This is a genomic window from Streptomyces lunaelactis, assembly GCF_003054555.1.
Lineage (GTDB): Bacteria > Actinomycetota > Actinomycetes > Streptomycetales > Streptomycetaceae > Streptomyces > Streptomyces lunaelactis.
Genome location: NZ_CP026304.1, coordinates 5,624,061 through 5,649,789, shown reverse-complemented (window position 1 = coordinate 5,649,789; position 25,729 = coordinate 5,624,061). Strand labels below are relative to the sequence as shown.

The window sequence follows — 25,729 nt, the reverse complement described above, 5'->3', positions numbered from 1 at the left end:
CCCGCCCCACCCCAGTTAGCCTCGTCGCATGAGTCGGCCGCCCACCTTCAGCCCGCCCCTCCGCCCGTCCCCTCACCCTCGCCACCTCGCGCGGCTCTTTCGCCGTGCTCGATGCGCGGCCCGCCGGGGTCGTCAAAGGCACCGCCCTGCTCCTGCCCGGGTTCACCGGGAGCAAGGAGGACTTCATCGCGCTGCTCGAGCCTCTCGCCGAGGCCGGTTACCGTGCCGTCGCCATCGATGGGCGTGGGCAGTACGAGAGCGACGGCCCGGATGACCAACAGGCGTATGCCCAGGGCGAGTTGGCCCGGGACGTACTCGCCCAGACCGAGGCCGTCGGCGGGCCTGTGCATCTTCTGGGGCACTCCCTCGGCGGGCAGGTCGCCCGCGCCGCCGTCCTCCTGGAGGCCGCCCCCTTCACGACCCTCACCCTCATGTCCTCCGGGCCCGCCCAGATCTCGCCGGCCCAGCAGCAGAAGGTCAAACTCCTCAGCGACGCCCTCGCCGTGATGGGGATGGATCAGGTTTGGGCGGCCATGAAGGCGCTCGACCCGCCCGAGGACGCCGACACCGACGGCGAGGAACTCCGCAGGCGCTGGCTTCGCCACAACCCCGCTCAGCTGATCGCCACCGGCCGCCAACTGACCGTCGAGCCGGACCGGGTCGACGAGCTCGCCGCCGTACAGCCGCTGCCCAAGCATGTGGTGTCCGGCGAGCGGGACGACACCTGGGCTGTACCACTGCTGGACACGATGGCGCAGCGGCTCCACGCGCACCGGACCGTGATCACCGGCGCCGAGCACTCCCCCAACACCGACCGCCCCCTCGAAACGGCGGCAGCCCTCATCACCTTCTGGGATCAGCACTGACCGTCCGTGGTCCATCGGTCAGTACTGGGACTGCAGGTGCTGCCAGAAACCGTCCCGCAGCGCCCGCCTCAGCACGGCGTGCCCCCGCAGCGACCGCTGCAGCACCCGCTCCGCCTCGATCAGCAGGTCCTGGTCCACGGGGCCGGGCAGATACGGATGGCCCGGCAGCAGCTCCGCCATCGTCTCCCGGCCCCGTTCCGCCAGCCATGTCGCCGCGATCTGCGCGCCCACGAAGCGCACCTCGTCCCGCGACGGCGGCGGCGCGCCCTCGTTCTCGTACGTCGTGACCGGGCGGCGCGTGATGTACGGCCGGCAGAAGTCCAGGTCGAAGGTCCGCTGACTGTCGACCTCCCACAGCAGCGGTTCGGCCTGATTGCGCCCGTCCGACGCCTCGATGCCCCACAGATGGACCCGCGCCCCGTACCCCTGCGCCGCCTCGACCGCCGAGACCAGGTCCTCGTCGCCGCCCACCAGCGCGGCGTCGCTGATCGCGCGGTGCCGGGCGAGCGACTCCAGATCCGTACGGATAAGTGAGTCGACGCCCTTCTGCTGGTTGTTCGCGTTGAGGTTGCCGAGGCGCACCTTGACGTCCGGGAGCTCCGCGATCGACTGCTGCTCAGCGGTGTGGATACGGCGCCGGGCCCCGTCGTACCAGTACACGCGCAGCAGTCTGCTGTCCGCGAAGATCGTGCGGGCCTTGTCGATGAAGGCCTCGATCATCCCCTCCGCGTCCAGGTCGAAGGAGCGCCGGTCCTCGGTGCCCGTCACCAGCAACCCGGCCGCAGCATAGACGTAACCCGCGTCCACGAAGATGGCGTGGGTCGAAGGGGTCTTGGCGACCTCGGCGAGCATCCGCTGAAGCAGCTCATTGGTGCGCTCGAGGCGGGCGCTGATCTCGCCGAGCTCGTCGCTCTCCGAGTGGGTCTGCGCGTCGGTCACTGTTTCGGTCTCTGCATCGGTCTCTGCGTCTTTCACACGGTGCTCGTTCATACGGTGCTCATTCTCCGTGTCCGCGCCACTACCCGCCAGTAGTTAGGCATTCGAAAAATTTCCTTAGCGTAGGGAATGTTTGCAGGATGCATCCCGTTGAACACGTACGGAACACAGACGGACATCCGTCGCCCGTAGTTCTCCAGCAGGAGGATCAGACGAAGGGAGAAGCCTTGCGCTTCGAGATCATGCGACTCGACGACGTCGACGGCACCGCCGTGGACAGCACCGTCGTGGACGCCGCCTCCGTCAACCGGATCGTGCAGCAGGCCGCTTCGATCGGCCAGCGCATCTATATCCGACCGGCCGAAATCGCGGCCTTGTAACACCTGAAAGCTTGACGACGCGATGTGACGCACAAACGCACTGCGCCCCCGTACGGACGATCCGTACGGGGGCGCAGTGCGTCCGGCGCGGTTCTCAGGAACCCTGGATGACCTGCGTGATGCCGTTGATGATCTGCTGCACGGCGATCGCGGAGAGCATCATGCCCGCCAGCCGGGTCACCAGCACCACACCGCCGTCCTTGATCAGGCGGATGATCAGCAGCGAGTAGCGCATGGTCAGCCAGAGCACGACGTGCATCGCGACGATCGCCGCCCACACCGAGACCTGCTGGCCGGCGCCGTCCGCGTGCTGCACGGCGAGAATCACCGAAACGATCGCGCCGGGACCCGCCAGCAGCGGCATGCCCAGGGGTACGAGCGCGACATTCACGTCCTTGGTCTGCTGGGGCTCGTCCGTCTTGCCGGTCAGCAGATCGAGCGCGATGAGCAGCAGAAGCAGACCGCCCGCGATCATCAGCGCGGGCACGGAGACGTGCAGGTAGTCCAGAATCTGCTGGCCGAGAATGCCGAAGACGGTGATCACGCCGAAGGCGACGGCCACCGCCTGCCAGGCCATCCGGCGCTGCACCTTGGCGGGGCGGCCCGAGGTGAGGGCGAGGAAGATCGGGGTGATCCCGGGGGGATCCATGATCACAAAAAGGGTGAGGAAGAGGGAGCCGAAAATGGCAGTGTCGAACACAGTGAGGGCCTAGCGCGAAGAGGAGTCGTACAGAGGGACGTGGGGTTGGGGCCCGCAGGCCCTACGAGCGGCGTCCGCCGGCGCCGGGCACCGGGAACGCGCCGGTCGCGCGGCGTGTGATCTCGCCGTAGATCTCCGGGTCGGTGGTGTACTCGCCGAGCTCGCAGGTCTTGCGGCTGCCGTGGTAGTCGCTCGACCCGGTGGCCAGCAGCCCCAGGTCGGCGGCGAGACCGCGCAGCCGGGCACGCGTCGGCTCGTCGTGGTCCATGTGGTCGACCTCGATGCCGTCGAGGCCGCCGGCCGCGAGTTCGGCCATCACGGTCTCGGGCACCGTACGGCCGCGCTTGACGGCGAGCGGGTGCGCGAAGACGGTGACGCCGCCAGCCGCTTTGACCAGGCGGATCGCCGTGAAGGGGTCCAGCTCGTGCTTCTGCACGTACGCCCGGCCGCCGTCGGCGAGCCAGTCGGGCGCGAAGGCCGCGGAGACGTCCGGTACGACTCCGAGCTCGACGAGCGCGGTGGCGATGTGCGGGCGGCCGACCGAGCCGTCTCCGGCGATACGGGCCACCTGACCCCACTCGATGGGGACACCCAGCTCCTGGAGCTTGGTCACCATCGCCCGGGCGCGCGGCACCCGGTCGTCCCGTACGAGCTCACGCTCGGCAAGCAGCTCGGGCTCGTCGGGGTCGAAGAGGTAGGCGAGCATGTGCAGGCTCACGCCGTCGATACGACAGGAGAGCTCGGCGCCGGTGACGAGAGTCACACCCTCGGGGAGCGCGGCGATCGCCTCGGCGTGGCCGCGGGTCGTGTCGTGGTCGGTGAGCGCGATGACGTCCAGCCCGGCCGCGGCGGCGTTACGTACCAGCTCGGCGGGAGTGTCCGTACCGTCCGACGCCGTGGAGTGGGTGTGCAGATCGATGCGCACGACGCGTGACTCCAGGGCCGGAAGGGGGTCAGAGGGACGGTCAAGTGTACCGGCGAATCGAACAGTGCCGGCTCAGGTCGGCAGCCGCCAGGCTCGGGGCGGTGGGCGCCAGGCTCGGGGCGGCCAGGCTCAGGACAGCAGCCGCGGCGACAGCGCCCCGCACGGCAGCAGTTCCACCTCGGCGCCCGCGCCCCGCAGATCGGTCAGCACCAGTTCGTCGTACATCAGCAGCCCGGACTGCTCGGGCCAGACGATCGCCCACAGCCACAGGCCGCGCGCCTCGCCCGCGAAGACCGCGCGGTCCTCGGGGGCGTCGGCCACGTGCCACAGCGGCGTGGGGCGGCCGGCTGCGAGCACCTTGGTCTGCGGGGGTTTGTCGACGCAGATGTGCGGACCCGGGTCGGGTCCGTCCGTCCCGGCGTAACGCGCCCCGAGACCCACTCCCAACTCCTCGGCGACGAGCAGCAGTTCACCGATTCCGCCGAGGGGTCCCGGTCCCGAGCAGGCCACGGCTGTGGCGCGGCCACCGCTGCGGTCGTCCCCCGCGTACGCGACACCGGTGAAGAGCCAGCCGACGGGCAGCGGCCAGGGCATCCAGACAGGGACTTTCGCGCGGTGCACGACCACACCGAGGGCCTCGACGCTGGGCGGGATGACCGGCTGCAGCGGGTGCACCGGCCCGTGCACATCGCACTGCCAGGAGTCGGCAAAGAGACCGGGCGCCCTCACCCGGCCACCGCACTTCGGGCAACTGGGTTCGCCCCTCATAGCGCCCAACGGTCCTCCCCGGACGTGGTCGCGTCAAGGACGATCACCCGTCCGGCGTGTGCTCGCGGCAGCCAAGAGCAGATGTTGCTTGCATTTATTAGGGCACCTAACTTATTGCTTGCATAGCGCAACGATCTGGCGAAGAAGACCAACATCGCCAACCAGGTCCTGTCAGCCCAGAGTTACGGACCTGCGCAGCGGATCGCGCAGGTCCGTGCCGTGCGTCAGCCACCGCTCCTGAAGCTCCTGGGCCCCGTGCACCCGCTTCCACGCGGCCTCGTTCGACGTCATCGGCAGCAGCGGCAGGAAGTGCACCGGATCCATCGGCGCGTCCAGCTCCAGGTCCTCCACCAGACCGCCCGGCTCCGCGACCAGCACCGAGCTGAACGGCGCGGCCGGCCAGAGCGGATCGCCGACGTCCAGCGAGGCGCCTGGCGCCACGACCACACCCTCGACCTGCGGTGACGCGGCCAGCACGGCGAGCGGGCGGAGCACCTTGTCGGTCTCGGCGAGCCCCGCCCGTACGGAGAGGAGCATCTCCGCGCGGGGGCCCTTCACCGGGTCGGCCAGGGCAGCGGTGGGGTCCGTCATGGGGTGTGCGGACATCCCGAGAGTCACGTACCGCACGATGTCCCCGTCCATGAAGCGGAGCACCTCGATACGGTCCGTACCGAGGAAGGTCACCGCTGCGCGCGCGTCCGGTTCGCCCAGTGCCGTACGGAGCCGGGCCTCGACCAGAGCAAGAACATCTTCCATGTCGCGAGCATAAAGCGCGTATGGAACGGGCAAACCAAGGGATTGGCCCTCAGTCGGCTGATACTCTTGGCCGCTGGTCGGGATGGCACGCAGAAGCGTTGCTCTCGAGTCCCGACGACACGTCGTCCCTTACGGGGGACCGGCTGGAGGAGGTGGGGCTGCGGTGGATCGAAGTCGACCGGTCAGTACCAACCGCTCTTCCGCACGGCACCTTTCCTCTGTGATCTGAGGCCTTCCCCCACGGGGCCCATGGCATTTCGCACGACGGAAGAGCACTTCGTTTTTGCCTGTCTGTAGCGAACGCCGTCACCGCGAATCCCGCGGTGCCGCCCGCTTTGCGGACGTACGCATCACGTCCTCATTCCGGGCTGTGCCACGCCACTCGCCGACGGCCTCTCCGTGAAGGAGCCCGCCATGTCGATGATCCGTGACCTGCGCGATGCGGTCCGTCCGTCCCTGCGCAAGAGCAACACCCCCTACAACACGTACGACACCACCCGTGATCCTTCCGCCTCGAGTGCGGTCGTCGACTGCGCCGTCTACCGCGAGGGGCAGCGCGTCGAGAGCGAGTCCTGCCAGACGCCGCACGAGGCGATGCTGCGGGTGCGCGAGGGCGGCGGCTTCGCGTGGATCGGGCTGCATGAGCCGACGGAGGCCGAATTCGCGGGTATCGCCGCGGAGTTCGGGCTGCACCCGCTGGCGGTCGAGGACGCGGTCCACGCGCACCAGCGGCCCAAGCTGGAGCGGTATGACGACACGCTGTTCACCGTCTTCAAGACGATCCACTACGTCGAGCACGCCGAGCTCACGGCCACCAGCGAGGTCGTCGAGACCGGCGAGGTGATGTGCTTCACCGGACATGACTTCGTCATCACGGTGCGGCACGGCGGCCAGGGCTCTCTGCGGGCGCTGCGGCACGGGCTGCAGAGGGACACGGAACTGCTGGCCAAAGGGCCGTCGGCGGTTCTGCACGCGATCGCCGACCATGTCGTCGACGGGTACATCGCGGTGGCGGGCGCCGTGCAGGACGACATCGACGAGGTCGAGATCGATGTCTTCTCCGCGCCCGCGAAGGGCAGCACGCGCGGCAGCGACGCCGGGCGGATCTACCAACTGAAGCGCGAGGTACTGGAGTTCAAGCGGGCCGTGTCGCCGCTGCTGCGGCCGATGCAGCTGCTCAGCGAGCGGCCGATGCGGCTGGTCGACCCGGACATCCAGAAGTACTTCCGCGATGTGGCGGACCACCTGGCCAGGGTGCACGAGGAGGTCATCGGCTTCGACGAGCTGCTGAACTCCATCCTCCAGGCGAATCTGGCGCAGGCGACGGTCGCGCAGAACGAGGACATGCGCAAGATCACCTCGTGGGCGGCGATCATCGCCGTGCCGACGGCGGTCTGCGGGGTGTACGGCATGAACTTCGACCACATGCCGGAACTGCACTGGAAGTACGGGTACCCCATGGTGCTCACCGGCATCATCGGCGTCTGTCTCGCGATTCACCGCACCCTCAAGCGCAACGGCTGGCTGTAGATAGGCTGCGGGCATGACAGATCTGCGGCTCTCCCAGGCGCTCGTCGAGGAGGCCACGAAGAAGTCCGGCCTCATCTGGGTGCGGGGCGGGGGCCCGGCGCGGGCCCTGTGGCACGTGTGGCACGAGGGCGCGGCCCTTGTCATCGGCGACGGGCCCGGCGAGCAGCCGCTGCCGCAGCTGGTCGCCGGCGGCACGGCAGAGGTCACGGTGCGCAGCAAGGACAAGGGCGGCCGGCTGATCGTCTGGACGGCGGCGGTGAGCGAACTGGAGCCGCACTCCGAGGCCTGGGAGTCGGCCGTCGCCGAACTCAAGGGCAAGCGCCTCAACGCCCCTGACGCGGAACAGATGACGGAGCGGTGGGCGCGGGAGTGCCGGGTGCTGCGGCTGGAGCCGGGGGCCGCGACGACGGAGTTCCCGACGGCCTCTCTGTCAGCGCCGCCGCTGCCGACGCCTGCGACCACCCGTGGCCCCATGCCGGCGGCGCTGCCGCGGCTGCTGCTGAAGCGCAAGAAGAAGCGCGGCTAGCCCGCCGTACGGGCTTTGTCCTCAATCGCCGGACGGGCTGGATTGGGGCGGAGCCCCAGGGAAAGCGTCAGTCGCTGGTCTTCGGGAGCTGGCGGCCGTAGTCCACCGTCTCGTCCTTGGACGGCGCCGCCAGCGGGAAGTCCTTGTCCCAGTCCCCCAGCGTCAGCACCCCCGCGCCGCCCGCCCGCGCGAACTGCAGTGGGTACGGCTTTCCCACAAGCGCGACGTCCAGCGTGCCGCCCTCGCCCTCGCCGCCGAGGACCTTGATCGTGCGGACGCCGCCCACCTGGGTCCGGTCGCCCTTGCTCAGCTCGCCCTGCATCCCCAGCAGGCCTTCGAGCAGCACATCCATGTCCGTGAAGCCGCGGAACTGGTTGTACGCCGGGTCCCCTTCCGGCACCTTCACATACTTGTCGTCGAGCTTGCCCGCCGCCTCCGCGTCCGTCTCGCTGGGCTCCTCGTCCCCCTTGCCGTCCCCGCCGCTCCAGAAGCCCGCGTCGGCCTTCAGATAGAGCGCCTTGCCGACCCGCAGCACCTCGAAGGTGTTGTCCTTCGAGGTGACGGAGCCGGTGCCGCCGTCGTGCTTGAGCCGCATGTTGAGCTTGTACGTCCCGCCCTTGCTGACCAGCGTCCCGGAGAGCCGTACCGACACCGCGGCGTCCGCCGTCGCGCGCGCCTTCGTCTCGATCTCCGTGGCGGAGAGCTTTCCGACGCCGTTGGTCCCCGCGTCCGGATCCTCGCCACATGCCGTGAGCATCGCGGTCAGCCCGGCGCACAGCGCCACGGGGAGCGCGGCACGGCGGGCTCGGGTTGCCGGGGGGAGGGGAGTCACCAACGCACTGCCTCTCATCTGCGGGTCATGAGTCTTGGATGGCAGACGGCAGCGTACCCGGGCCGGGCGCGTCGCTCAGCAGGGAGCCGTACGGACGCCAGCCAGGGCGGCACGGAACGTCACGGGCTAGCCTGAAGCCCTCGAACAGCGGCATTCACGGGCAATTTTCCCTACGCGGAGGAGGCGCGGAGCATGGCGGCAGGCGCGCCTCGGATCTTCGTCTCGCACCTCGCCGGTGTGCCGGTCTTCGACCCCCAGGGCGACCAGGTGGGCCGTGTCCGCGACCTCGTCGCGATGCTCCGGATCGGCCGCCGCCCGCCGCGGCTGCTCGGCATGGTCGTCGAGGTGCTCAGCCGCCGCCGGATCTTCGTCTCCATGACCCGCGTGACCGGCGTCGAGTCCGGACAGGTCATCATCACCGGCGTACTCAACATGCGCCGTTTCGAGCAGCGCCCGACCGAGCGGCTGGTGCTCGGCGAGCTGCTGGACCGGCGCGTACGCCTCGTGGAGACCGACGAGGAGGCCACCGTCCTCGATGTCTCGATCCAGCAGTTGCCGGCCCGCCGTGACTGGGAGATCGACAAGGTCTTCGTACGGAAGGGCAAGCCCGGGGCGCTGCGCCGCAAGGGCGAGACCCTGACCGTCGAGTGGTCGGCGGTCACCGGCTTCTCGCTGGAGGAGCAGGGGCAGGGCGCCGAGAGCCTGCTGGCGACCTTCGAGCAGCTGCGCCCCGCCGACCTCGCCAATGTGCTGCACCATCTGTCGCCGAAGCGCCGCGGCGAGGTCGCCGCGGCCCTCGACGACGACCGGCTCGCCGACGTACTGGAGGAGCTGCCGGACGACGACCAGGTGGAGATCCTCGGCAAGCTCAAGGAGGAGCGCGCGGCGGACGTCCTGGAGGCGATGGACCCGGACGACGCGGCCGACCTGCTCTCCGAACTGCCGGAGGAGGACAAGGAGCGGCTGCTCATGCTGATGCGTCCTGACGACGCCGCCGACGTACGGCGGCTGATGGCGTACGAGGAGCGGACGGCGGGTGGCCTGATGACCACCGAACCGATCGTGCTGCGGCCCGACGCGACGGTCGCGGATGCCCTGGCGCGTGTACGCCAGCAGGATCTCTCCCCCGCGCTCGCCGCGCAGGTGTACGTGTGCCGGCCGCCGGACGAGACGCCGACCGGTAAGTACCTGGGTACGGTGCATTTCCAGCGGCTGCTGCGGGATCCGCCGTTCACGCTGGTCAGCTCGATCGTGGACAGCGATCTGCCGCCGCTGGCGCCGGACACCCCGCTGTCCGCGGTCACCAGCTATCTCGCGGCGTACAACATGGTGGCGGCCCCGGTCGTGGACGAGATCGGTTCACTGCTTGGGGCGGTGACCGTCGACGACGTACTCGACCATCTGCTGCCGGACGACTGGCGGGAGACGGAGTTCGACGAGTTGGCGCACGAGAAGTCCGCCGGGTCCGGGGGATCCGAGGAGTCCGAAGGGTCGGCCCGTGGGTAGCGGCAGCGAGCACGGGCTGACCGAGCGCGGCGAGCAGAGGGAGCGCGTGCCCGTCGGGGCCAGCGCGGTGCCGCGCCACCGGGTCCGGCTCGACCAGCCGCGCGCCCCTCGACGCAGTCGGCTGCCGGAGTACGACCCCGAGGCCTTCGGCCGCTTCTCGGAGCGGATCGCCCGCCTCCTGGGAACGGGACGGTTCATCGTCTGGATGACGGTGATCATCATCATGTGGGTCGTCTGGAACGTCTCCGCACCCGCTGATCTGCGCTTCGACCACTACCCCTTCATCTTTCTGACCCTGATGCTGTCGCTGCAGGCCTCGTACGCCGCCCCGCTGATCCTGCTGGCACAGAACCGGCAGGACGACCGGGACCGGGTCACCCACGAGCAGGAGCGCAAGCAGAACGAGCGGTCCATCGCGGACACCGAATACCTCACCCGGGAGATCGCGGCGCTGCGGATGGGCCTCGGCGAGGTCGCCACCCGGGACTGGATCCGCTCCGAACTCCAGGACCTGGTGAAGGAGATGGTGGAGCAGCGCGCCCTATTCCCGGCCGACCCCTCCCACCGGCGTGACGAAGGCGACCGCTGACGCTCTTTCCGGGGGCGGTAGTCAGCGCCGTACCATCGTCGGTATGGCTACGGAAGACGCGGTGCTTGAAGCACTGGCGACGGTGAACGACCCCGAGATCAACCGACCGATCACCGAACTCGGCATGGTCAAATCAGTCGGGATCGGGGCGGACGGCACGGTCGCCGTCACGGTGTACCTCACCGTCTCCGGCTGCCCGATGCGCGAGACGATCACCAAGAACGTGACGGACGCGGTCGCGCGCCTCGACGGCGTCACGCGCGTCGACGTCACGCTGGATGTGATGAGCGACGAGCAGCGCAAGGAGCTCGCGAGCTCGCTGCGCGGCGGGACCGCCGAGCGCGAGGTGCCGTTCGCCCAGCCGGGCTCGCTGACCCGGGTGTACGCGGTGGCCTCCGGCAAGGGCGGCGTCGGCAAGTCCTCCGTCACCGTGAACCTGGCGGCGGCGATGGCGGCCGACGGGCTGAAGGTCGGTGTCGTCGACGCGGACATCTACGGTCACTCGGTGCCGCGCATGCTGGGCGCGGACGGCCGTCCGACCCAGGTCGAGAACATGATCATGCCGCCGTCGGCGCACGGCGTGAAGGTCATCTCGATCGGCATGTTCACCCCGGGCAACGCGCCCGTGGTGTGGCGCGGTCCGATGCTCCACCGCGCGCTGCAGCAGTTCCTCGCGGATGTGTACTGGGGCGACCTGGACGTGCTCCTGCTCGACCTGCCGCCGGGCACCGGTGACATCGCGATCTCGGTGGCTCAGCTGGTGCCGAACGCCGAGATCCTGGTGGTGACGACCCCGCAGCAAGCTGCGGCCGAGGTCGCCGAGCGGGCCGGATCGATCGCCGTGCAGACCCACCAGAAGATCGTGGGCGTCGTCGAGAACATGGCGGGCCTGCCGTGTCCGCACTGCGACGAGATCGTCGACGTCTTCGGCACGGGCGGCGGTCAGCGGGTCGCGGACGGCCTCACCAGGACCACGGGCGCGCTGGTGCCGGTGCTGGGCTCGATCCCGATCGACGTACGGCTGCGGGAGGGCGGCGACGAGGGCAAGCCCGTCGTGCTCACGGACCCGGACTCACCGGCGGGGGCGGCGCTGCGGTCGATCGCGGGCAAACTGGGCGGGCGGGCGCGGGGCCTGTCCGGCATGTCGCTGGGGATCACCCCGCGCAACAAGTTCTGACGCGAGCTCTTGCCGGGGCTCCGCCCCGAGCCCCGCGCCTCAAGCGCCGGACGGGCTGACAAGGTCAGCCCGTCCGGCGCTTGAGGACATGCACGAAGGGCGTGCGGGGCCCTGTTACACGTACGCGCCGAGGTCCTTGACCGCGGAGAAGCCAAGGCCGTACGCGCTCATCCCCCGCCCGTACGCGCCCACATGCACCCCTCCGCCCGTCGGTCCCGCCAGCACCCACCCGAACTCCGACTCGCGGTAGTGGAAGGGCGTCGGCACGCCGTCGACCGGCAGCGAGAGCATCGACCAGGCCGGTCCGGCCAGATCGTCGGCCAGCTCGAACGCCGTCTCGGTCTGCTGTTCCAGCCAGTCGTCACGCAGCGAGTGGTCCAGCTGGGCGGGCCAGGTGTGCGCCAGCAGGCCCGAGCCGGCCAGCCAGGCCGCCGAGGAGACCGTGGTGGCGTCCAGTACACCCGTACCGTCGCCGCTGCGCCGTACGGGGCTCGCAGCGACCGTGACGACGACGGCGAAGCGCTCCTTCTCCGCGCCCGCGCCGCCCGCCTCCGACCGTATCGACGGCTCGTCGCCGTGGCCCATGGCGCCGTGCTGGACCGTGCCGTCCGCCGCGGTGCCGACCTGCATCAGGCGTCGCGGCCCTGTGAAGGCCTCGTCCAGTCCGTACCAGGGGAAGGACGCGCGCAGGAATCCGTCGACCGCACGCTGAGCCGCTGACACTCGCTGCGCCGTGAGCGGGTTCTCCCCGCCAGGGGCAGGAGAATCGCTGACCGTTCCTTGCGCCGCTAGCCGACTTGTCGTCTCCATCTACCCGGCCGCCTCCTCTGTCTCCGAGGCCCGGAGCGGACCCGCCCCCCTCGGGCGTCCTCACGTCCGGACAGATGGAGAATAGCCACCTCGTCCCGGCTCGGAGGGATTGACGGTACTCAGGTGGCGTCTGCGTCGAAGGGCGGTCGCTCGTCCCGATCGACGTTTTCGCGCTTCTTGAGCAGGTCGGGGGTGCCGGGGGAGCCGTTGACGGCGGCCGGGACGGACGTGTCGGAGTCCTTGCCGTTCACCGCGTCGGCGACCTCGTTGATCTCCTTCTTGAGGTCGAAGCTGCTGCGGAGCTCCTTGAGTTCCTTCAGGTCCTCGTTCTCGTCCAGCTGCTTGCGGATGAACGTCTTGGGGTTGAGATCCTCGAATTCGAAGTCCTTGAACTCCGGCCCCAGTTCGCTGCGGATGTCATGCTTCGCGCTCTCGGAGAACTCGCGGACCTTCCGGATGAAGCGCGTGGCGTCCTGGATGACCTTCGGCAGCTTTTCGGGGCCGAAGACGAGCACGGCGAGCACCACGAGCGCCACCAGCTCCAGTGCGCCTATGTCATTGAACACCCTGCTGCTCCTCGTGTTCTCTGCTGCCCGCAGGCCGGATGGGGTCCGGGCCCGATCCACGGTACCCGCCGAAACTGTCCGCGCGGTACCTTCCGGCGGCCGGTGCGCCGACCGGTACCGCGGCCGTTTTGCCGTACGTCATGTGCCGTCCGCGGAACCGAGTGTCAGTGACATCTTCCGTTCACGGCCACCGCGGACCAGGGTCAGCTCCAGCCTGTCGCCCGGGCGGTGGGCGCGGATCTTGACGATCAGCTCCTCGCCGCTGTGCACCCGCTGGCCGTCGACCTTGGTGATGATGTCTCCGGGCTTGATCCCCGCCTTGGCGCCGGGGCCGCCGGGGGTGACCGCCGCGGTGCCGTCCTTGCCCTTGACGCCGACGCGCGCGCCGTCGCCCGTGTACTTCATGTCGAGGCTGACGCCGATCACGGGGTGGGTGGCCTTGCCGGTGTTGATGAGCTCCTCGGCGACGCGCTTGCCCTGGTTGATGGGGATCGCGAAGCCGAGTCCGATGGAGCCGGCCTGGGCGCCCTCGGGGCCGGCGCCGCTGTCGGCGGCGCGGATCGCGCTGTTGATGCCGATGACCCGGGCCTTGGTGTCCACCAGCGGGCCGCCGGAGTTGCCGGGGTTTATCGGGGCGTCGGTCTGCAGCGCGTCCACGTAGCTGACATCGCTGCCGTCGCCCTTCTCGCCGCCCGCCGTGATGGGGCGCTCCTTGGCGCTGATGATGCCGGAGGTCACGGTGTTCTGGAGGTCGAAGGGCGCTCCGATGGCGACGACGGGGTCACCGACCTGGACGCTGTCGGAGTTCCCGAGCGGCAGCGGCTTGAGTCCGGAGACGCCGGTGACCTTGACGACGGCGAGGTCGTAGCCGCTGTCCTTGCCGACGAGGGTCGCCTTGGCGGTCTCGCCGCCGCTGAAGGTGATGGAGATGTCGCCGGACGAGCCCGCCGGATCGACGACATGGTTGTTGGTGAGGATGTGGCCCTGCTGGTCGAGGACGAAGCCGGTGCCGGTGCCCTGTTCGCCGCTGCCGCTGACATGGAGGGTGACCACGCTCGGCAGGGCGCTGGCGGCGATGCCGGCGACGCTGTCGGGGGCGCGGTCGCCGTTGTCCTTGGCCGCCTGCGGGAGTTCGACGCTGGTGATGCCGCCGTTGCGCTCGATGTAGGCGCCCATGCCGCCGCCGATGCCTCCGGCGACGAGCGCCAGCAGGACCGCCCCGGCCAGCAGTGACCCGCGGCGGTTCTTCTTCCTGACGGGCGCGCCGGGGTGGGTCAGCGGCTGTACGGGGGTGTTCCAGGGGTCGTACTGCAGCCAGAGCGAGTTCAGCGGCTGCGGCCGGTCCTCGGGCCGAGGCTGCGGCTGGTGTCCCGACGGGGGCGGTGGGGCGTACCCGCCGCCGCTGCCGGCACCGGCCGGGGCGTCGGCCGCCGCGCCGTTCGGGCCGGGGTAGGCCGGCGGTACGGGCGTGCCATGCGCCGGAGTGGGCATCGGTCGCTGTACGGGAGGTGCCGGCGCCCACGGCCCGGGTCCGCCGTACGGCGGCGTGCTGTACGCATCGGGCTCGTGCAACGGCTGCGGGCTGCCGCCCTGCACCGGAACCGGGGACGGCGCCGGCGACTGCACAGGAGGCAGCTCCGCCGTCACCGCGGTCAACTCGGTCTCCTCGGGCGCCGACACCTGCGCCGTCACCTCGGGCTCCGACACCTGCGCCGTCACCTCGGGCTCCGACACCTGTGCCGTCGCCTCCGGCTCGGAGTGGGTCGCACGTCCCGCACTGGGCCGGCTCCACCACTTCGCCTTGGGTCCGGTGGGCTTCCCGTCGTCCATGCTCTCCCCGCAAACTGCCGACCACTGCGGCACCCCCGTGGGGCACCCCTCAGAGGATTCAACCAGGTTTGCGAATCTCTACGCAGGGGCCTGGTCAGCGCCGGGACGAGAGGGACCGACCGGGCTGGGTCGGTGCTGCGAGGTGGGTGGGGGCAGGTGCGGCGGACGGGGTGAATCCGGCGGTCGTCGCGAGCTGGAACGCCGAGCCCGTGGGACGTATCAGCGGCGCCAGGGACGACGAGGAGTTGACCAGGGGTGAGACGAGGAACGGGTGGACCAGCGGCGGCGCCGCCGGGGCGAGCAGGCTCGGTGCGCCGGCGATGTCCTGACGGTCGTCCGACCTGGCCAGGGCGCCGCCGCGGCGGCGCTCGGTCTCCGCGCTCCTGACGGCGCTCGTCCCGGTGCCCGAGCCGGAGTTCAGGCCGGTGTTCACACCGGCCCCGCCCGCGGTCGGGGTCGCGGTCCGCAGGGGTGTGACGTTGTTCCCCGCGCCCTCGCCCCTGGGGCCGGCCTGCACCGAGGCGTCCAGCGGAATCGCGCCGCCCAGGGCGATCGCGGCGAAGGACACCGCGCTGGCCGCCGCGAAGGCGAACCTCCGCCCGCGCCAGGGTGAGCGCTCCGCGTCCGTACGACCGACGTCATGGATACGGAAGCCACCGGAACCGCCGGGGAGCACAGTCGCGTGCGCGCCCGCCGGTACATAGCCGAAGGTCTCCGACCTGGGGTCGCGTCCATGTCCCGCGGAAGGACTCAGCGCGCCGAAGACCCCGTCGGCGACTCGTCCCCCGCCGAAAGGTCCACTCCGGCCGTCGTCGTCACCTCCGGGTCCCGCGGGCAGCCCTTGGAGCCGCGCGAGCAGCCCTTCGGAGGGCGGCGGCGGGGCGGTGTGCGCGAAGACGTTCTTCAGCCGGCGCTGGGCGTCGGCCTCGGCCTTGCACTTGGGACAGGTGGCGAGATGGGCCAGCACCCGGTCCCGGACATCATGCTTGAGTTCGCCGTCGACGAGCGCGGCGAGCCGGTCCCCCAGGTGCTGCTCCGCAGGGGTGGGACTTGAACCACTCACGCCGCTCCGCCCTCCCCTGCCAGGCCGACCACACCCGCCAGCGTGCGCTGCTCCGCGCGAGCCTGCGGGGAACGGTGCTGCAGGGCCTTGCGCAGATGGGACCGGCCACGGTGGATCCGGCTGCGGACGGTGCCGAGCTTCACGCCGAGCGTCGCGGCGATCTCCTCGTACGACAGTCCCTCGATGTCACAGAGCACCACCGCGGCGCGGAACTCCGGCGCGAGGGTGTCCAGCGCCTGCTGCACATCCGCGTCGAAGTGGGTGTCGTTGAAGACCTGCTGCGGGGACGGCTCGCGGCTGGGCAGCCGCTCGGCGGCGTCGTCGCCGAGCGCGTCGAAACGGATGCGCTGCTTGCGGCGGACCATGTCCAGGAAAAGGTTGGTGGTAATGCGGTGCAGCCAGCCCTCGAAGGTGCCGGGGGTGTACGTCGACAACGAGCGGAACACGCGGACGAAGACCTCCTGGGTGAGGTCCTCGGCGTCGTGCTGGTTGCCCGTCAGACGGTAGGCGAGGCGGTAGACCCGGCCGCTGTGCGTGCTGACGATCTCCTCCCAGGTGGGAGGCGTCCACGCCTGCGATTCCGCATCCGATGCGAAGGTCGCGGTAGCTGCGGAGTCGGTCGAGCGAGAACTGTCAGCAATGTCGGTCACGGATCTCGGCTCACCCGCCGACCTGAGAAAGCGCTTCAGCACTCCTCTCCGATCCGCAGGTGCAGCCGCACCTCCCCTGTCGGCTCTGGTGGTGTCCAGCGGAGCCCCTACCATAGCCACCTCGCCCGTTAGCTCCGGATAAGAATCTTTACGCGAATTTGGGTGCCGCTTCCGGCCCTGAATCATGCGTTTCCCCCTGTCCTTCCATAACGCCCGGTCCCATCTGCGGGTTCCCGGTGCAGCGGATACAGTCAGCGTCGCGCCAACTACGGGGACAGGAGAGGGTCATTACCGCCAACCGGCAGACGAGCTGGGCGTTCGCCGACGCCTTTGTCGCCGAGGACGACACGCTCCGCTGGGCCCGTGACCGGGCCCGGGAGTCAGGGCTCCCCTCGGTGTCCCCAGGCACCGGCGCAGCGCTGCGACTGCTGGCTGCCACCGCTGACGCGAAGGCGGTGGCCGAAGTCGGTACGGGGACGGGTGTCTCCGGGATCTATCTGCTGCAGGGCATGCGGCCCGACGGCGTACTGACGACCGTGGACCCGGAGCCCGACCGGCAGCAGTTCGCCAAGGAGGCCTTCCGCGCGGCCGGCTTCGCCGGGAACCGGGCGCGTTTCATCCCCGGCCGCGCCCTCGACGTACTCCCGCGGCTCGCGGACGGCGGTTACGACCTCGTTTTCTGCGACGGCGACCGGATGGAGTCGCTGGACTATCTCGCTGAATCGTTGCGCCTGCTGCGACCAGGCGGGCTCGTCTGCTTCGAGGGCGTCTTCGCGGACGGCCGCACGGTCGACTCGGCGGCCCAGCCGGCCGAGGTCCTGCGGCTGCGAGAGCTGCTGCGCACGGTGCGCGAAAGCCAGGAGCTGCTGCCGTCGCTGCTGCCGGTGGGCGACGGCCTGCTGTGCGCGGTACGCCGCTGACCGGATTCGCCGACGGGTGCCCCCGGGCACAGCACTGCCCCGGCACCGAGGTGCCGGGGCAGTGAAAAGTGTGGGCGCTTCCCGCGTCAGCCGACGACTTTCTTCAGGGCGTCGCCGAGAGCATCGGCTTCGTCCGGAGTCAGCTCGACCACGAGCCGACCGCCGCCTTCGAGCGGAACGCGCATGACGATGCCCCGCCCCTCCTTGGTCACCTCGAGCGGGCCGTCGCCCGTCCGCGGCTTCATGGCCGCCATGCTCGTTCCCCTTCCTGAAACCAGCTCATCGCAGCCGACAACCCAGGTGTCACCGGCATCGAACACATTGCTTCCAGGTCATTATCCCGCATGGCGGGACCCGATGACCAACATCAGTCGGCATCGCTTGCGCAACGCGCTCTCTCATAACCACCCAAAGCGGCGATCCGCCTGCGATACTTCGCCGCTGCTCACGGGCAGCGGGCCGGAGATTGTTTGACGCAGGTCACATGTTCGCCCCACGCGATCTCCGCCATGCTGAGCCATAACACCACCGTTTGAGCCGCAAAGGGGACCCTGCCATGGCCGACTCCGTGCTGTACGACGTGAGCGACGGACTCGCGACGATCACGATCAACCGGCCCGAGGCCATGAACGCGATGAACACCGAGGCCAAGGTCGCCCTCCGGGACTCGGTCCAGGCAGCCGCCGCCGACCCCGCCGTACGGGCGGTACTGCTCACCGCGGCCGGGCGCGCCTTCTGTGTGGGGCAGGACCTGAAGGAGCACATCGGGTCCCTCGCCGCCGACCGCGAGGCGGGCACCGGCAGCACCATGAGCACTGTGCGGGAGCACTACAACCCCATCGTGCGGGCGCTCACGGAGATGCCGAAGCCGGTTGTGGCCGGGGTCAACGGCGTTGCGGCGGGCGCGGGGCTCGGCTTCGCGCTGGCAGCGGACTACCGGGTCGTCGCCGACACCGCCAAGTTCACGACGTCCTTCGCGGGTGTCGCGCTGACCGCGGACTCCGGGGTGTCGTGGACGCTGCCCCGGCTGATCGGCGCGAGCCGCGCCGCCGATCTGCTGCTCTTCCCGCGCTCGTTCTCCGCGCAGGAGGCGTACGAGCTGGGCATCGCGAACAAGCTGGTGCCCGCCGACGACCTGGCCGCCGAGGCGGTCGCGGTGGCCCGCGCCCTGGCCGAGGGCCCGACCGTGGCGTACGCGGGGCTCAAGGAGTCCATGGCGTACAGCGCGGGTCACACGCTCAGCGAGGCGCTGGACAAGGAGGACGAACTCCAGACGAGGGCGGGCGCGTCGGAGGACCACACGATCGCGGTCCAGGCGTTCATCGCCAAGGAGAAGCCGAAGTACCTCGGCCGCTAGCGGGAGCGTCCAGGTCCTGTCCGGCCGATCAGGAGCGAGCGTGCGTGCCAGGGCACGCGAGCCCGGCAAGACCGACCGGACAGGGCTGCCTAGGCCTTCCCGCGGGCCACACAGTCGCTGAGGTGGTCGTCGACGAGGCCGCACGCCTGCATCAGGGCGTACGCCGTCGTCGGCCCGATGAAGCGCAGGCCGCGCTTCTTGAGGGCCTTCGACAGCGCCGTGGACTCGTCGCTGACCGCCGGGATGTCGGCGATGGTGCGCGGGACCGGTCTCTTCGCCGCATCGGGGGCGTACGACCAGATCAGTGTGTCCAGCTCGCCGGCGGGCCAGTCGGCGAGCAGGCGCGCGTTGGCGAGGGTCGCGTCGATCTTGGCGCGGTTGCGGATGATCCCGGCGTCGGCGAGGAGCCGTTCCTTGTCGGCGTCGGTGAACGTGGCCACGGATGCGATCTTGAAGCCGTCGAAGGCGGTACGGAAGCCCTCGCGGCGGCGCAGAATGGTGAGCCAGGACAGGCCGGACTGGAAGGCCTCCAGGCTCAGCCGTTCGAAGAGCGCGTCGTCGCCGTGGAGCGGGCGGCCCCACTCCTCGTCGTGGTACGTGACGTAGTCCTCGGTGGACAGGGCCCAGGGGCAGCGCAGCCTCCCGTCCGGACCGGGTACGGCGCCGGTCACTGTCCGCGCTCCTCGCCCGGTTTGGTGAACAGGTCGGTCCGGCCCCCCGCGGTGGCCTGCGCGCCGGCCAGCGCCGACTCCAGCTCGGCGATACGCGCGTCCCGCTCGGCGAGCTCGGCGCCGAGGCGGCCCAGCACATCGTCGACGTCCGCCATCCGGTAGCCGCGGGGGGCGACCGGCAGCCGGAGCGCGTCGACGTCCGCGCGGCCGACCGGGCGGGTGACCGGCAGCGGGTCCACGAGCTGCTCGGGCGCCACTTCCGGCAGGGCCGCGCTGTCGCCGCCGCCGACCACTGCGAGCGTGACCGCGGCGACGACCACGACCATTGCGATCAGCAAGAACAAGAACACGAGCGACCCTCTCCCCGGAGCGGAAACTGTCCAGTGCTGATCGTGCCACGCCGGTCTGACAGTTAGGGTCGCAGGCGAGCGACCTGAGGAGGAAACCGCTGATGCTGCGGCTGGGACGGCGCGAATTCGACGCGCACGAGCCGGTGATCATGGCGATCGTGAACCGGACACCGGACTCCTTCTACGACCAGGGCGCGACCTTCCGCGACGAGCCCGCGCTCGCCCGCGTCGAGCAGGCGGTGTCGGAGGGCGCGGCCATCATCGACATCGGCGGGGTGAAGGCGGGCCCCGGCGAGGAGGTGACGGCCGAGGAGGAGGCGCGGCGCACGGTCGGCTTCGTGGCCGAGGTGCGCAGGCGGTTCCCGGATGTGGTGATCAGCGTCGACACCTGGCGGCACGACGTGGGTGAGGCGGTCTGCGAGGCGGGCGCGGATCTGCTGAACGACGCGTGGGGCGGGGTGGACCCGAAGCTGGCGGAGGTCGCGGCGCGGTACGGAGCGGGCCTGGTGTGCACGCACGCGGGCGGCGCGGAGCCGAGGACCCGGCCGCACCGGATCGCGTACGACGACGTCGTGGCGGACATTCTGCGGGTGACGGTCTCGCTGGCGGAGCGGGCGGTGGAACTGGGCGTCCGCCGGGACGCGATCATGATCGACCCGGGTCATGACTTCGGGAAGAACACGCGCCATTCGCTGGAGGCGACGCGGCGCCTCGGGGAGCTGGTGGACACGGGCTGGCCGGTGCTGGTCTCGCTGTCGAACAAGGACTTTGTCGGCGAGACGCTGGACAAGCCGGTGAAGGAACGGGTGATCGGGACGCTGGCGACGACGGCGGTGTCGGCGTGGCTGGGGGCGCGGGTGTACCGGGTGCACGAGGTGGCGGAGACGCGTCAGGTGCTGGACATGGTGGCGACGATCGCGGGGCACCGGGGGCCGGCGGTGGCGCGGCGAGGGCTGGCGTAACCGGGGCTCCGCCCCGGACCCCGCGCCTCGGTCTCCCCCGGACTTCGTCCGGGGGGACCCCCACGGGGCTGGAGCCGGCGGAGCCCCAGGTACCTACCGGCCCGTCTCCTTCGTCACCATCGCCACCGCTTCCTCCACGTCATCCGTGACGTGGAACAGCATCAGATCGTGCGCCGACGCCTTCCCCTGCCCCACCACCGTGTCCCGCAGCCACTCCACCAGGCCTCGCCAGTACTCCGTGCCGAACAGCACGATCGGGAAGCGCGTCACCTTGCGGGTCTGGACCAGCGTCAGCGCCTCGAACAGCTCGTCCAGCGTGCCCAGTCCGCCCGGCAGGACCACGAAGCCCTGGGCGTACTTCACGAACATCGTCTTGCGGACGAAGAAGTAGCGGAAGTTCACGCCGATGTCGACGTGCTGGTTGAGCCCCTGCTCGAAGGGGAGCTCGATGCCGAGGCCCACCGAGATGCCCTTGGCCTCCCGCGCCCCCTTGTTCGCCGCCTCCATCGCGCCCGGGCCGCCGCCCGTGATCACCGCGAAGCCCGCTTCGACCAGTGCCTTGCCGATACGGACGCCCGCGTCGTAATCGGGAGTGCCCGGCGCCGTGCGGGCGGAGCCGAAGACGCTGATGGCGCTGGGCAGTTCGGCGAGCGCGCCGAAGCCTTCCACGAACTCCGACTGGATGCGCATGACCCGCCAGGGGTCGGTGTGCACCCACTCGGAGTCCCCCTCGGTATCCAGCAGCCGCTGGTCCGTGGTACCGGCCTGCACCTGTTCCCTACGGCGCAGTACCGGTCCCAGTCGCTGCTCCTCCAGCGCCCGCAATCCCTCGGGTCCCTCGGGGTTGCCCATGACCTGCTCCCTCCGCCGAACATCGTTGCTTTGGGTAAGGGTAGGTCGGCGAACGTTACGACATGTGAAATCAGGGTGGTCAGGCAGTGAGCCAGTCGCGGAGCCGTTCCTCGCAGTGGGTGATCTTCTCCACCGCGACATGCTCGTCCCGCTTGTGCGCGAAGAGCGCGTCACCGGGTCCGTAGTTCACCGCGGGCACGCCGAGCGCGCTGAAGCGGGAGACGTCCGTCCAGCCGAACTTCGGCTGTGCCGTGCCGCCGACGGCCGCCATGAAGGCCGCCGCGGCCGGGTGGCCGAGGCCGGGCAGCGCGCCGCCCGTGTGGTCGTCCACGATGAACTCCTCGACGCCGCAGTCGGCGAAGACCTCGCGGACGTGGGCCTCGGCCTCCGCCATGCTCCGGTCCGGCGCGTAGCGGTAGTTGACGACGACCGTGCACTCGTCGGGGATGACGTTGTTGGCGACGCCCGCCTCGATCCGTACGGCGTTGAGCCCCTCCCGGTACTCGAGCCCGTCGATCACCGGCCGGCGCGGTTCGTACGCGGCGAGGCGGGCCAGGATCGGCGCGGCCGTGTGAATGGCGTTGGACCCCATCCAGCTGCGCGCGGAGTGTGCCCGCTCCCCCGTCGTTCGCAGGAAGACCCGCAGCGTGCCCTGGCAGCCGCCCTCGACCTGCGCGTCGGACGGCTCGAGCAGAACGGCGAAGTCGCCCTCCAGCCAGTCGGGATGGGCCTCGGCCACATGACCCAGACCGTTGAGGTGTGCGGCGACCTCTTCGTTGTCGTAGAAGACGAAGGTGAGGTCGCGGTTGGGCGCGGGGACGGTCGCGGCGATCCGCAGCTGGACGGCTACGCCCGACTTCATGTCGCTGGTGCCGCAGCCCCACAGCACGCCGTTCTCGTCCAGCCGGGACGGCACGTTGCCGGCGATCGGAACCGTGTCGATGTGCCCGGCCAGGACGACCCGCTCGGCCCGGCCCAGGTCGGTGCGGGCCACGACGTTGTTGCCGAACCGGTCGACGGTGAGGTGAGGCAGGGCGCGCAGCGCCTGCTCGATCGCGTCGGCGAGAGGCTTCTCCTCGCCACTGACGGAACGGAAGTCGACCAGACGGGCAGTGAGCACAGGGGCATCAAGAGTGAGGTCAAGCACGGTTTCGGGCATGGCTCCGACCTTAACGCGGGCGAGGGGGTGTCCTTCGGGTCAGGCCGGATCAGCGTGCGGGTCAGGCCGGATCAGCGTGCGTGCCGGGGCACGCGAGCCCGGCAAGATCCGAAAGACACCCCCTAGTACGGTGGGCAGCGTGCCCGAGACCGCCTCCCCCCTCCGGCGCGGCCGCCTCCTGCGCATCGCGGTCGCGCTCGCCGTGCTGCTGGCACTCATCGGCTATGTCGTCGTGCGGTACGTGACCGGCGGCGGCGCCCCCGGCTGCACGGTTCGTACCGCCGCAGGCGCGGGCTCCAGCTACGAGCTCAGCGCCGAACAGGCCGCGAACGCCGCGACGATCTCCGCCGTGGGCACCACCCGCGGCATGCCCGAGCGCGCGGTCACCATCGCGCTCGCGACCGCGCTCCAGGAGTCGGGGCTGCGCAATATCGAGCACGGCGACCGGGACTCGCTCGGCCTCTTCCAGCAGCGCCCCTCCAAGGGGTGGGGCACAGCCCGGCAGATCCTCGACCCCGTGTACTCCTCCGGGAAGTTCTACGAGCACCTCGCCGAGGTCCCCGGCTACTCGCGGCTGCCGCTGACCGTCGCGGCGCAGCGGGTCCAGCGCAGCGGTTTCCCGCAGGCGTACGCGAAGCACGAGCCGGACGCCACGCTGCTGGCCGCCGCTCTCACCGGCCGCGCGAGCGGGGCTCTGACCTGCGAGTCGCGGAACGACGTCAAGGCGGGCGACCCCGCGAAGGTGCGGGCCGAGCTGGTGCGCGCGTTCGGGCCCGAGGTGCTGCCGAAGGCCCGGACGTCGGGCCGTACGGGAGCCCCCGCGCCGCGTGAGGTGTCCCTGCCGGTGCGGTCGGCGCTCGGGACGGACCGCGGCGGGGCGGCGCAGCGGGGCTGGGAGCTCGCGCACTGGGCGGTGGCGCGGGCGGACGGGCTGCGCATCGAGGAGGTCTCCTACGGAGGCCGGGTGTGGAACGCGAAGGATTCCGCGAAGGGCTGGCGGTCGGCGCCCGCCGCGGCGGATTCAGGGCCGGACGACGTACGAATTCGCATCGCACAGTAATCCGGATCATCCCTCGAACGAGGCACTCCGGTCACGTTAGGCAGAGGTGCCGGCAAGTCGTTCGCACCAGTAGCGGCGAATCCCTCAATCTCCTTGCGAGCAAAGGGAAGTGACGGTTCAGCAGGTCGTTGCGCAATGGAATGTTTGCCCGTCTTTATCCGAAGTCGATAATGCGACGCATTACCAACTCTTTACCTTGGCCCACCGCAACTTCTCCCGCCCCCGGAGCGGTTGTCACTGCGTCCGAACGCTGGGCCCGGCACCGGACAGGCACATTCCGAACGTCCTTCTCGTCCCAAGGAGCATCATGTCCCTCCCCCTGACCCGTCGGATCGCCCGTGCCGCGCTGCTTCTCGCGGCGGGTGCAGCCCCCGTGGTCGGTGCGGCCGGCTCCGCAAGCGCCGTGGACCTTCAGCAGGCCGCCCCCCTGGGCAGCCTGACCGCACTCGACGCGGGCGGCCTCGGCGGCACTGTCGACGGTGCCTCGCAGCAGACGTCCGACCTGGCCGGCGACACCGGTGGCAAGGCGGTCAAGTCGACCGTTCCGGCCGCGGTCAAGACCGTCGGCAAGGCGGGCACGACGGCCACCCCCGCCGCCCAGAAGGCCGCCGGCGACACCGCGGGCAGCGCGGGCGAGGTGCTCGGCGAGACCGCCGGCAGCGCGACCGGGCCCGTCGGCGGCGGCCTGCCGACCGGCTCCCTGCCCGGTGGCGACCTGCCCGCCACCGACCAGCTGCCGGTGAAGTCCCTGCCGCTCGGCTAAGCCACGGATACGACGGAGGGGCCCCGGGACTGCCAACTCCCGGGGCCCCTCCGCATGTTCACCGACCGATGTCAGGCCAGGCGCTTGACCGCGGCGTCGACGCGCTCGTCCGTCGCCGTGAAGGCCACCCGTACGAAGCGCTCACCCGCCGTCCCGTAGAAGTCACCCGGCGCGACCAGGATGCCCAGCTCGGCCAGGTGCGCCACCGTGTCCCAGCAGGGCTCGTCGCGCGTCGCCCACAGGTAGAGGCTCGCCTCGCTGTGCTCGATACGGAAGCCGTGCGCCTCCAGCGCCGTACGCAGCGCGGCGCGGCGGGCCGCGTACCGCGCCCGCTGCTCCGTGACATGCACGTCGTCCCCGAGCGCCGCGATGGTGGCCGCCTGCACCGGCGCCGGGGTCATCATCCCGCCGTGCTTGCGGATCTGGAGCAGCTCGCCCAGCACGCGCTCGTCGCCCGCGATGAACGCGGCGCGGTACCCGGCCAGGTTGGAGCGCTTGGAGAGCGAGTGGACGGCGACGACGCCCTCGTACGTACCGCCGCAGACATCCGGGTGCAGGACCGAGACGGGTTCCGCCTCCCAGCCCAGCTCCAGGTAGCACTCGTCGCTGAAGACCAGTACGCCGTGCTCGCGGGCCCACGCGACGATACGGATCAGCTCGTCCTTGGCCAGCACCCGGCCGGTCGGGTTGGAGGGCGAGTTGAGCCAGAGCAGCTTCAGACCGGTGGGGTCGAGGTCTCTCGGGTCGTCGTAGACGACGGCCTCCGCACGGGCCAGGCGCGCGCCGACCTCGTACGTCGGGTAGGCGAGGCGCGGGTAGGCGACCTTGTCGCCGGGGCCGAGGCCCAGCTGGGTCGGCAGCCAGGCCACCAGCTCCTTGGAGCCGAGGACGGGCAGAACGTTCGTGTGCGCCACATCGAGGGCCCCGAGCCGCCGCTCGACCCATCCGGTGAGCGCGTCACGCAGCTCGGCCGTCCCCCACACCGTCGGATAGCCGGGCGAGTCGGCGGCCGCGACAAGGGCCTTCCGGATCAGCTCGGGGACGGAATCGACGGGCGTGCCGACGGAGAGGTCCACGATGCCGTCGGGGTGGGCCGCGGCCGTCGCCTTGTACGGCTCGAGCTTGTCCCACGGGAAGACGGGAAGGCGGGAAGAGACTGCGGACACAGGGCTTCTCTCTTTCGTCAAACACTTCGGTCCCGTACGGACGAGGAAGCCGTACGGGA

General features: G+C 70.4%; 28 protein-coding genes and 1 pseudogene. 12 read left to right on the top strand and 17 right to left on the bottom strand.

What is annotated here, in order from left to right; genetic code table 11:
• Nucleotides 1-28: 28 nt before the first annotated feature.
• A pseudogene (locus SLUN_RS26225) lies at nucleotides 29-866 on the top strand (alpha/beta fold hydrolase).
• Nucleotides 867-884: 18 nt separating this feature from the next.
• Here the strand turns inward: SLUN_RS26225 and SLUN_RS26220 are convergent.
• Nucleotides 885-1,718 carry an NYN domain-containing protein gene (locus tag SLUN_RS26220; protein ID WP_371413925.1) on the bottom strand — a complete coding sequence of 278 codons (834 nt, stop codon included), beginning with the start codon at nucleotides 1,716-1,718 and terminating at the stop codon, nucleotides 885-887.
• Between the two features lie 311 nt (nucleotides 1,719-2,029).
• Here SLUN_RS26220 and SLUN_RS40100 point away from each other — a divergent pair, with 311 nt between their 5' ends.
• On the top strand, nucleotides 2,030-2,182 hold the full coding sequence (locus SLUN_RS40100) for a DUF8834 family protein (RefSeq protein WP_170146607.1): 153 nt from the start codon (nucleotides 2,030-2,032) through the stop codon (nucleotides 2,180-2,182).
• Nucleotides 2,183-2,276: 94 nt separating this feature from the next.
• Here SLUN_RS40100 and SLUN_RS26210 read toward each other — a convergent pair whose 3' ends face one another.
• The 4 genes from SLUN_RS26210 to SLUN_RS26195 all read right to left on the bottom strand — a co-directional run bounded on the left by SLUN_RS26210 (nucleotide 2,277) and on the right by SLUN_RS26195 (nucleotide 5,331).
• Nucleotides 2,277-2,882: a MarC family protein gene (locus tag SLUN_RS26210; RefSeq protein WP_108152276.1), complete on the bottom strand. Its 606-nt coding sequence runs from the start codon at nucleotides 2,880-2,882 to the stop codon at nucleotides 2,277-2,279.
• A 61-nt stretch (nucleotides 2,883-2,943) separates the two neighbouring features.
• Nucleotides 2,944-3,807 carry a PHP domain-containing protein gene (locus SLUN_RS26205; RefSeq protein ID WP_108152274.1) on the bottom strand — a complete coding sequence of 288 codons (864 nt, stop codon included), beginning with the start codon at nucleotides 3,805-3,807 and terminating at the stop codon, nucleotides 2,944-2,946.
• A gap of 129 nt (nucleotides 3,808-3,936) precedes the next feature.
• A complete protein-coding gene (locus SLUN_RS26200; RefSeq protein ID WP_108152272.1) occupies nucleotides 3,937-4,575 on the bottom strand; it encodes a DUF6758 family protein in 639 nt (212 codons plus the stop codon).
• 171 nt (nucleotides 4,576-4,746) lie between these two features.
• Nucleotides 4,747-5,331 (bottom strand): suppressor of fused domain protein, encoded by a 585-nt coding sequence (locus SLUN_RS26195; protein ID WP_108152271.1) that lies wholly within the window; start codon nucleotides 5,329-5,331, stop codon nucleotides 4,747-4,749.
• Between the two features lie 414 nt (nucleotides 5,332-5,745).
• On the opposite strand from SLUN_RS26195, the gene SLUN_RS26185 reads away from it, so the two are divergent.
• Together SLUN_RS26185 and SLUN_RS26180 are read left to right on the top strand one after the other, a co-directional pair.
• On the top strand, nucleotides 5,746-6,861 hold the full coding sequence (locus tag SLUN_RS26185) for a magnesium and cobalt transport protein CorA (protein ID WP_108154943.1): 1,116 nt from the start codon (nucleotides 5,746-5,748) through the stop codon (nucleotides 6,859-6,861).
• Between the two features lie 13 nt (nucleotides 6,862-6,874).
• A complete protein-coding gene (locus SLUN_RS26180) occupies nucleotides 6,875-7,387 on the top strand; it encodes a hypothetical protein (RefSeq protein WP_108152269.1) in 513 nt (170 codons plus the stop codon).
• A 67-nt stretch (nucleotides 7,388-7,454) separates the two neighbouring features.
• Here SLUN_RS26180 and SLUN_RS26175 read toward each other — a convergent pair whose 3' ends face one another.
• The gene (locus SLUN_RS26175; protein WP_108154942.1) at nucleotides 7,455-8,219 is read right to left on the bottom strand and encodes a hypothetical protein; all 765 of its coding nucleotides are present in this window, start codon (nucleotides 8,217-8,219) and stop codon (nucleotides 7,455-7,457) included.
• Between the two features lie 192 nt (nucleotides 8,220-8,411).
• Between SLUN_RS26175 and SLUN_RS26170 the strand changes: the two genes are divergently transcribed.
• Genes SLUN_RS26170 through SLUN_RS26160 form a run of 3 tightly spaced genes read left to right on the top strand, consistent with a single transcriptional unit; the run spans nucleotide 8,412 to nucleotide 11,491 of the window.
• Entirely contained in the window at nucleotides 8,412-9,725 is a 1,314-nt protein-coding gene (locus tag SLUN_RS26170) for a magnesium transporter MgtE N-terminal domain-containing protein (RefSeq protein ID WP_108152267.1), read from the top strand.
• Nucleotides 9,718-10,314, top strand: coding sequence for a DUF1003 domain-containing protein (locus tag SLUN_RS26165; protein ID WP_175309760.1), 597 nt, complete (start codon nucleotides 9,718-9,720; stop codon nucleotides 10,312-10,314). Before SLUN_RS26170 ends, SLUN_RS26165 begins: the two co-directional genes overlap by 8 nt.
• Before the next feature lie 43 nt (nucleotides 10,315-10,357).
• Nucleotides 10,358-11,491, top strand: coding sequence for an Mrp/NBP35 family ATP-binding protein (locus tag SLUN_RS26160; RefSeq protein ID WP_108152265.1), 1,134 nt, complete (start codon nucleotides 10,358-10,360; stop codon nucleotides 11,489-11,491).
• A 114-nt stretch (nucleotides 11,492-11,605) separates the two neighbouring features.
• On the opposite strand, the gene SLUN_RS26155 is transcribed toward SLUN_RS26160, so the two are convergent.
• The 5 genes from SLUN_RS26155 to sigE form a co-directional block, all read right to left on the bottom strand.
• Nucleotides 11,606-12,301 (bottom strand): hypothetical protein, encoded by a 696-nt coding sequence (locus tag SLUN_RS26155; protein WP_217505898.1) that lies wholly within the window; start codon nucleotides 12,299-12,301, stop codon nucleotides 11,606-11,608.
• 119 nt (nucleotides 12,302-12,420) lie between these two features.
• Nucleotides 12,421-12,867 carry a sec-independent translocase gene (locus tag SLUN_RS26150; protein ID WP_108152261.1) on the bottom strand — a complete coding sequence of 149 codons (447 nt, stop codon included), beginning with the start codon at nucleotides 12,865-12,867 and terminating at the stop codon, nucleotides 12,421-12,423.
• A gap of 138 nt (nucleotides 12,868-13,005) precedes the next feature.
• Nucleotides 13,006-14,697, bottom strand: a complete 1,692-nt coding sequence (locus tag SLUN_RS26145) for a trypsin-like peptidase domain-containing protein (RefSeq protein WP_108152258.1) — start codon at nucleotides 14,695-14,697, stop codon at nucleotides 13,006-13,008.
• A gap of 94 nt (nucleotides 14,698-14,791) precedes the next feature.
• Nucleotides 14,792-15,760, bottom strand: a complete 969-nt coding sequence (locus SLUN_RS26140; RefSeq protein WP_108152256.1) for an anti-sigma factor family protein — start codon at nucleotides 15,758-15,760, stop codon at nucleotides 14,792-14,794.
• Complete coding sequence (gene sigE, locus SLUN_RS26135; protein WP_175259034.1) at nucleotides 15,757-16,524, bottom strand: RNA polymerase sigma factor SigE; 768 nt, start codon at nucleotides 16,522-16,524, stop codon at nucleotides 15,757-15,759. The genes SLUN_RS26140 and sigE overlap by 4 nt, the downstream gene beginning before the upstream one ends.
• Before the next feature lie 131 nt (nucleotides 16,525-16,655).
• Between sigE and SLUN_RS26130 the strand changes: the two genes are divergently transcribed.
• On the top strand, nucleotides 16,656-17,330 hold the full coding sequence (locus SLUN_RS26130; protein WP_108154940.1) for an O-methyltransferase: 675 nt from the start codon (nucleotides 16,656-16,658) through the stop codon (nucleotides 17,328-17,330).
• Nucleotides 17,331-17,416: 86 nt separating this feature from the next.
• Here SLUN_RS26130 and SLUN_RS26125 read toward each other — a convergent pair whose 3' ends face one another.
• Nucleotides 17,417-17,584: a DUF3117 domain-containing protein gene (locus SLUN_RS26125; RefSeq protein ID WP_003966491.1), complete on the bottom strand. Its 168-nt coding sequence runs from the start codon at nucleotides 17,582-17,584 to the stop codon at nucleotides 17,417-17,419.
• A gap of 302 nt (nucleotides 17,585-17,886) precedes the next feature.
• Here SLUN_RS26125 and chcB point away from each other — a divergent pair, with 302 nt between their 5' ends.
• A complete protein-coding gene (gene chcB / locus SLUN_RS26120; RefSeq protein ID WP_108152252.1) occupies nucleotides 17,887-18,687 on the top strand; it encodes a 2-cyclohexenylcarbonyl CoA isomerase in 801 nt (266 codons plus the stop codon).
• Nucleotides 18,688-18,776: 89 nt separating this feature from the next.
• Here chcB and SLUN_RS26115 read toward each other — a convergent pair whose 3' ends face one another.
• Together SLUN_RS26115 and SLUN_RS26110 are read right to left on the bottom strand one after the other, a co-directional pair.
• Nucleotides 18,777-19,358, bottom strand: coding sequence for a DNA-3-methyladenine glycosylase I (locus SLUN_RS26115; RefSeq protein ID WP_108152250.1), 582 nt, complete (start codon nucleotides 19,356-19,358; stop codon nucleotides 18,777-18,779).
• Nucleotides 19,355-19,708 carry a DivIVA domain-containing protein gene (locus tag SLUN_RS26110; protein ID WP_108152248.1) on the bottom strand — a complete coding sequence of 118 codons (354 nt, stop codon included), beginning with the start codon at nucleotides 19,706-19,708 and terminating at the stop codon, nucleotides 19,355-19,357. The genes SLUN_RS26115 and SLUN_RS26110 overlap by 4 nt, the downstream gene beginning before the upstream one ends.
• A 101-nt stretch (nucleotides 19,709-19,809) precedes the next feature.
• Between SLUN_RS26110 and folP the strand changes: the two genes are divergently transcribed.
• The gene (gene folP, locus SLUN_RS26105) at nucleotides 19,810-20,670 is read left to right on the top strand and encodes a dihydropteroate synthase (protein ID WP_108152246.1); all 861 of its coding nucleotides are present in this window, start codon (nucleotides 19,810-19,812) and stop codon (nucleotides 20,668-20,670) included.
• A gap of 93 nt (nucleotides 20,671-20,763) precedes the next feature.
• Here folP and SLUN_RS26100 read toward each other — a convergent pair whose 3' ends face one another.
• Both SLUN_RS26100 and dapE read right to left on the bottom strand, forming a co-directional pair.
• Entirely contained in the window at nucleotides 20,764-21,522 is a 759-nt protein-coding gene (locus SLUN_RS26100; protein ID WP_108152244.1) for an LOG family protein, read from the bottom strand.
• Between the two features lie 79 nt (nucleotides 21,523-21,601).
• Nucleotides 21,602-22,681, bottom strand: coding sequence for a succinyl-diaminopimelate desuccinylase (gene dapE / locus SLUN_RS26095; protein ID WP_108152242.1), 1,080 nt, complete (start codon nucleotides 22,679-22,681; stop codon nucleotides 21,602-21,604).
• Nucleotides 22,682-22,811: 130 nt separating this feature from the next.
• On the opposite strand from dapE, the gene SLUN_RS26090 reads away from it, so the two are divergent.
• Together SLUN_RS26090 and SLUN_RS26085 are read left to right on the top strand one after the other, a co-directional pair.
• Nucleotides 22,812-23,741 (top strand): VldE C-terminal domain-containing protein, encoded by a 930-nt coding sequence (locus SLUN_RS26090; RefSeq protein ID WP_108152239.1) that lies wholly within the window; start codon nucleotides 22,812-22,814, stop codon nucleotides 23,739-23,741.
• A gap of 307 nt (nucleotides 23,742-24,048) precedes the next feature.
• Nucleotides 24,049-24,504: an ATP-binding protein gene (locus SLUN_RS26085; RefSeq protein ID WP_108152238.1), complete on the top strand. Its 456-nt coding sequence runs from the start codon at nucleotides 24,049-24,051 to the stop codon at nucleotides 24,502-24,504.
• A 71-nt stretch (nucleotides 24,505-24,575) separates the two neighbouring features.
• Here the strand turns inward: SLUN_RS26085 and SLUN_RS26080 are convergent, their stop codons facing one another.
• A complete protein-coding gene (locus SLUN_RS26080) occupies nucleotides 24,576-25,670 on the bottom strand; it encodes a bifunctional succinyldiaminopimelate transaminase/glutamate-prephenate aminotransferase (protein WP_108152236.1) in 1,095 nt (364 codons plus the stop codon).
• Nucleotides 25,671-25,729: the final 59 nt, after the last annotated feature.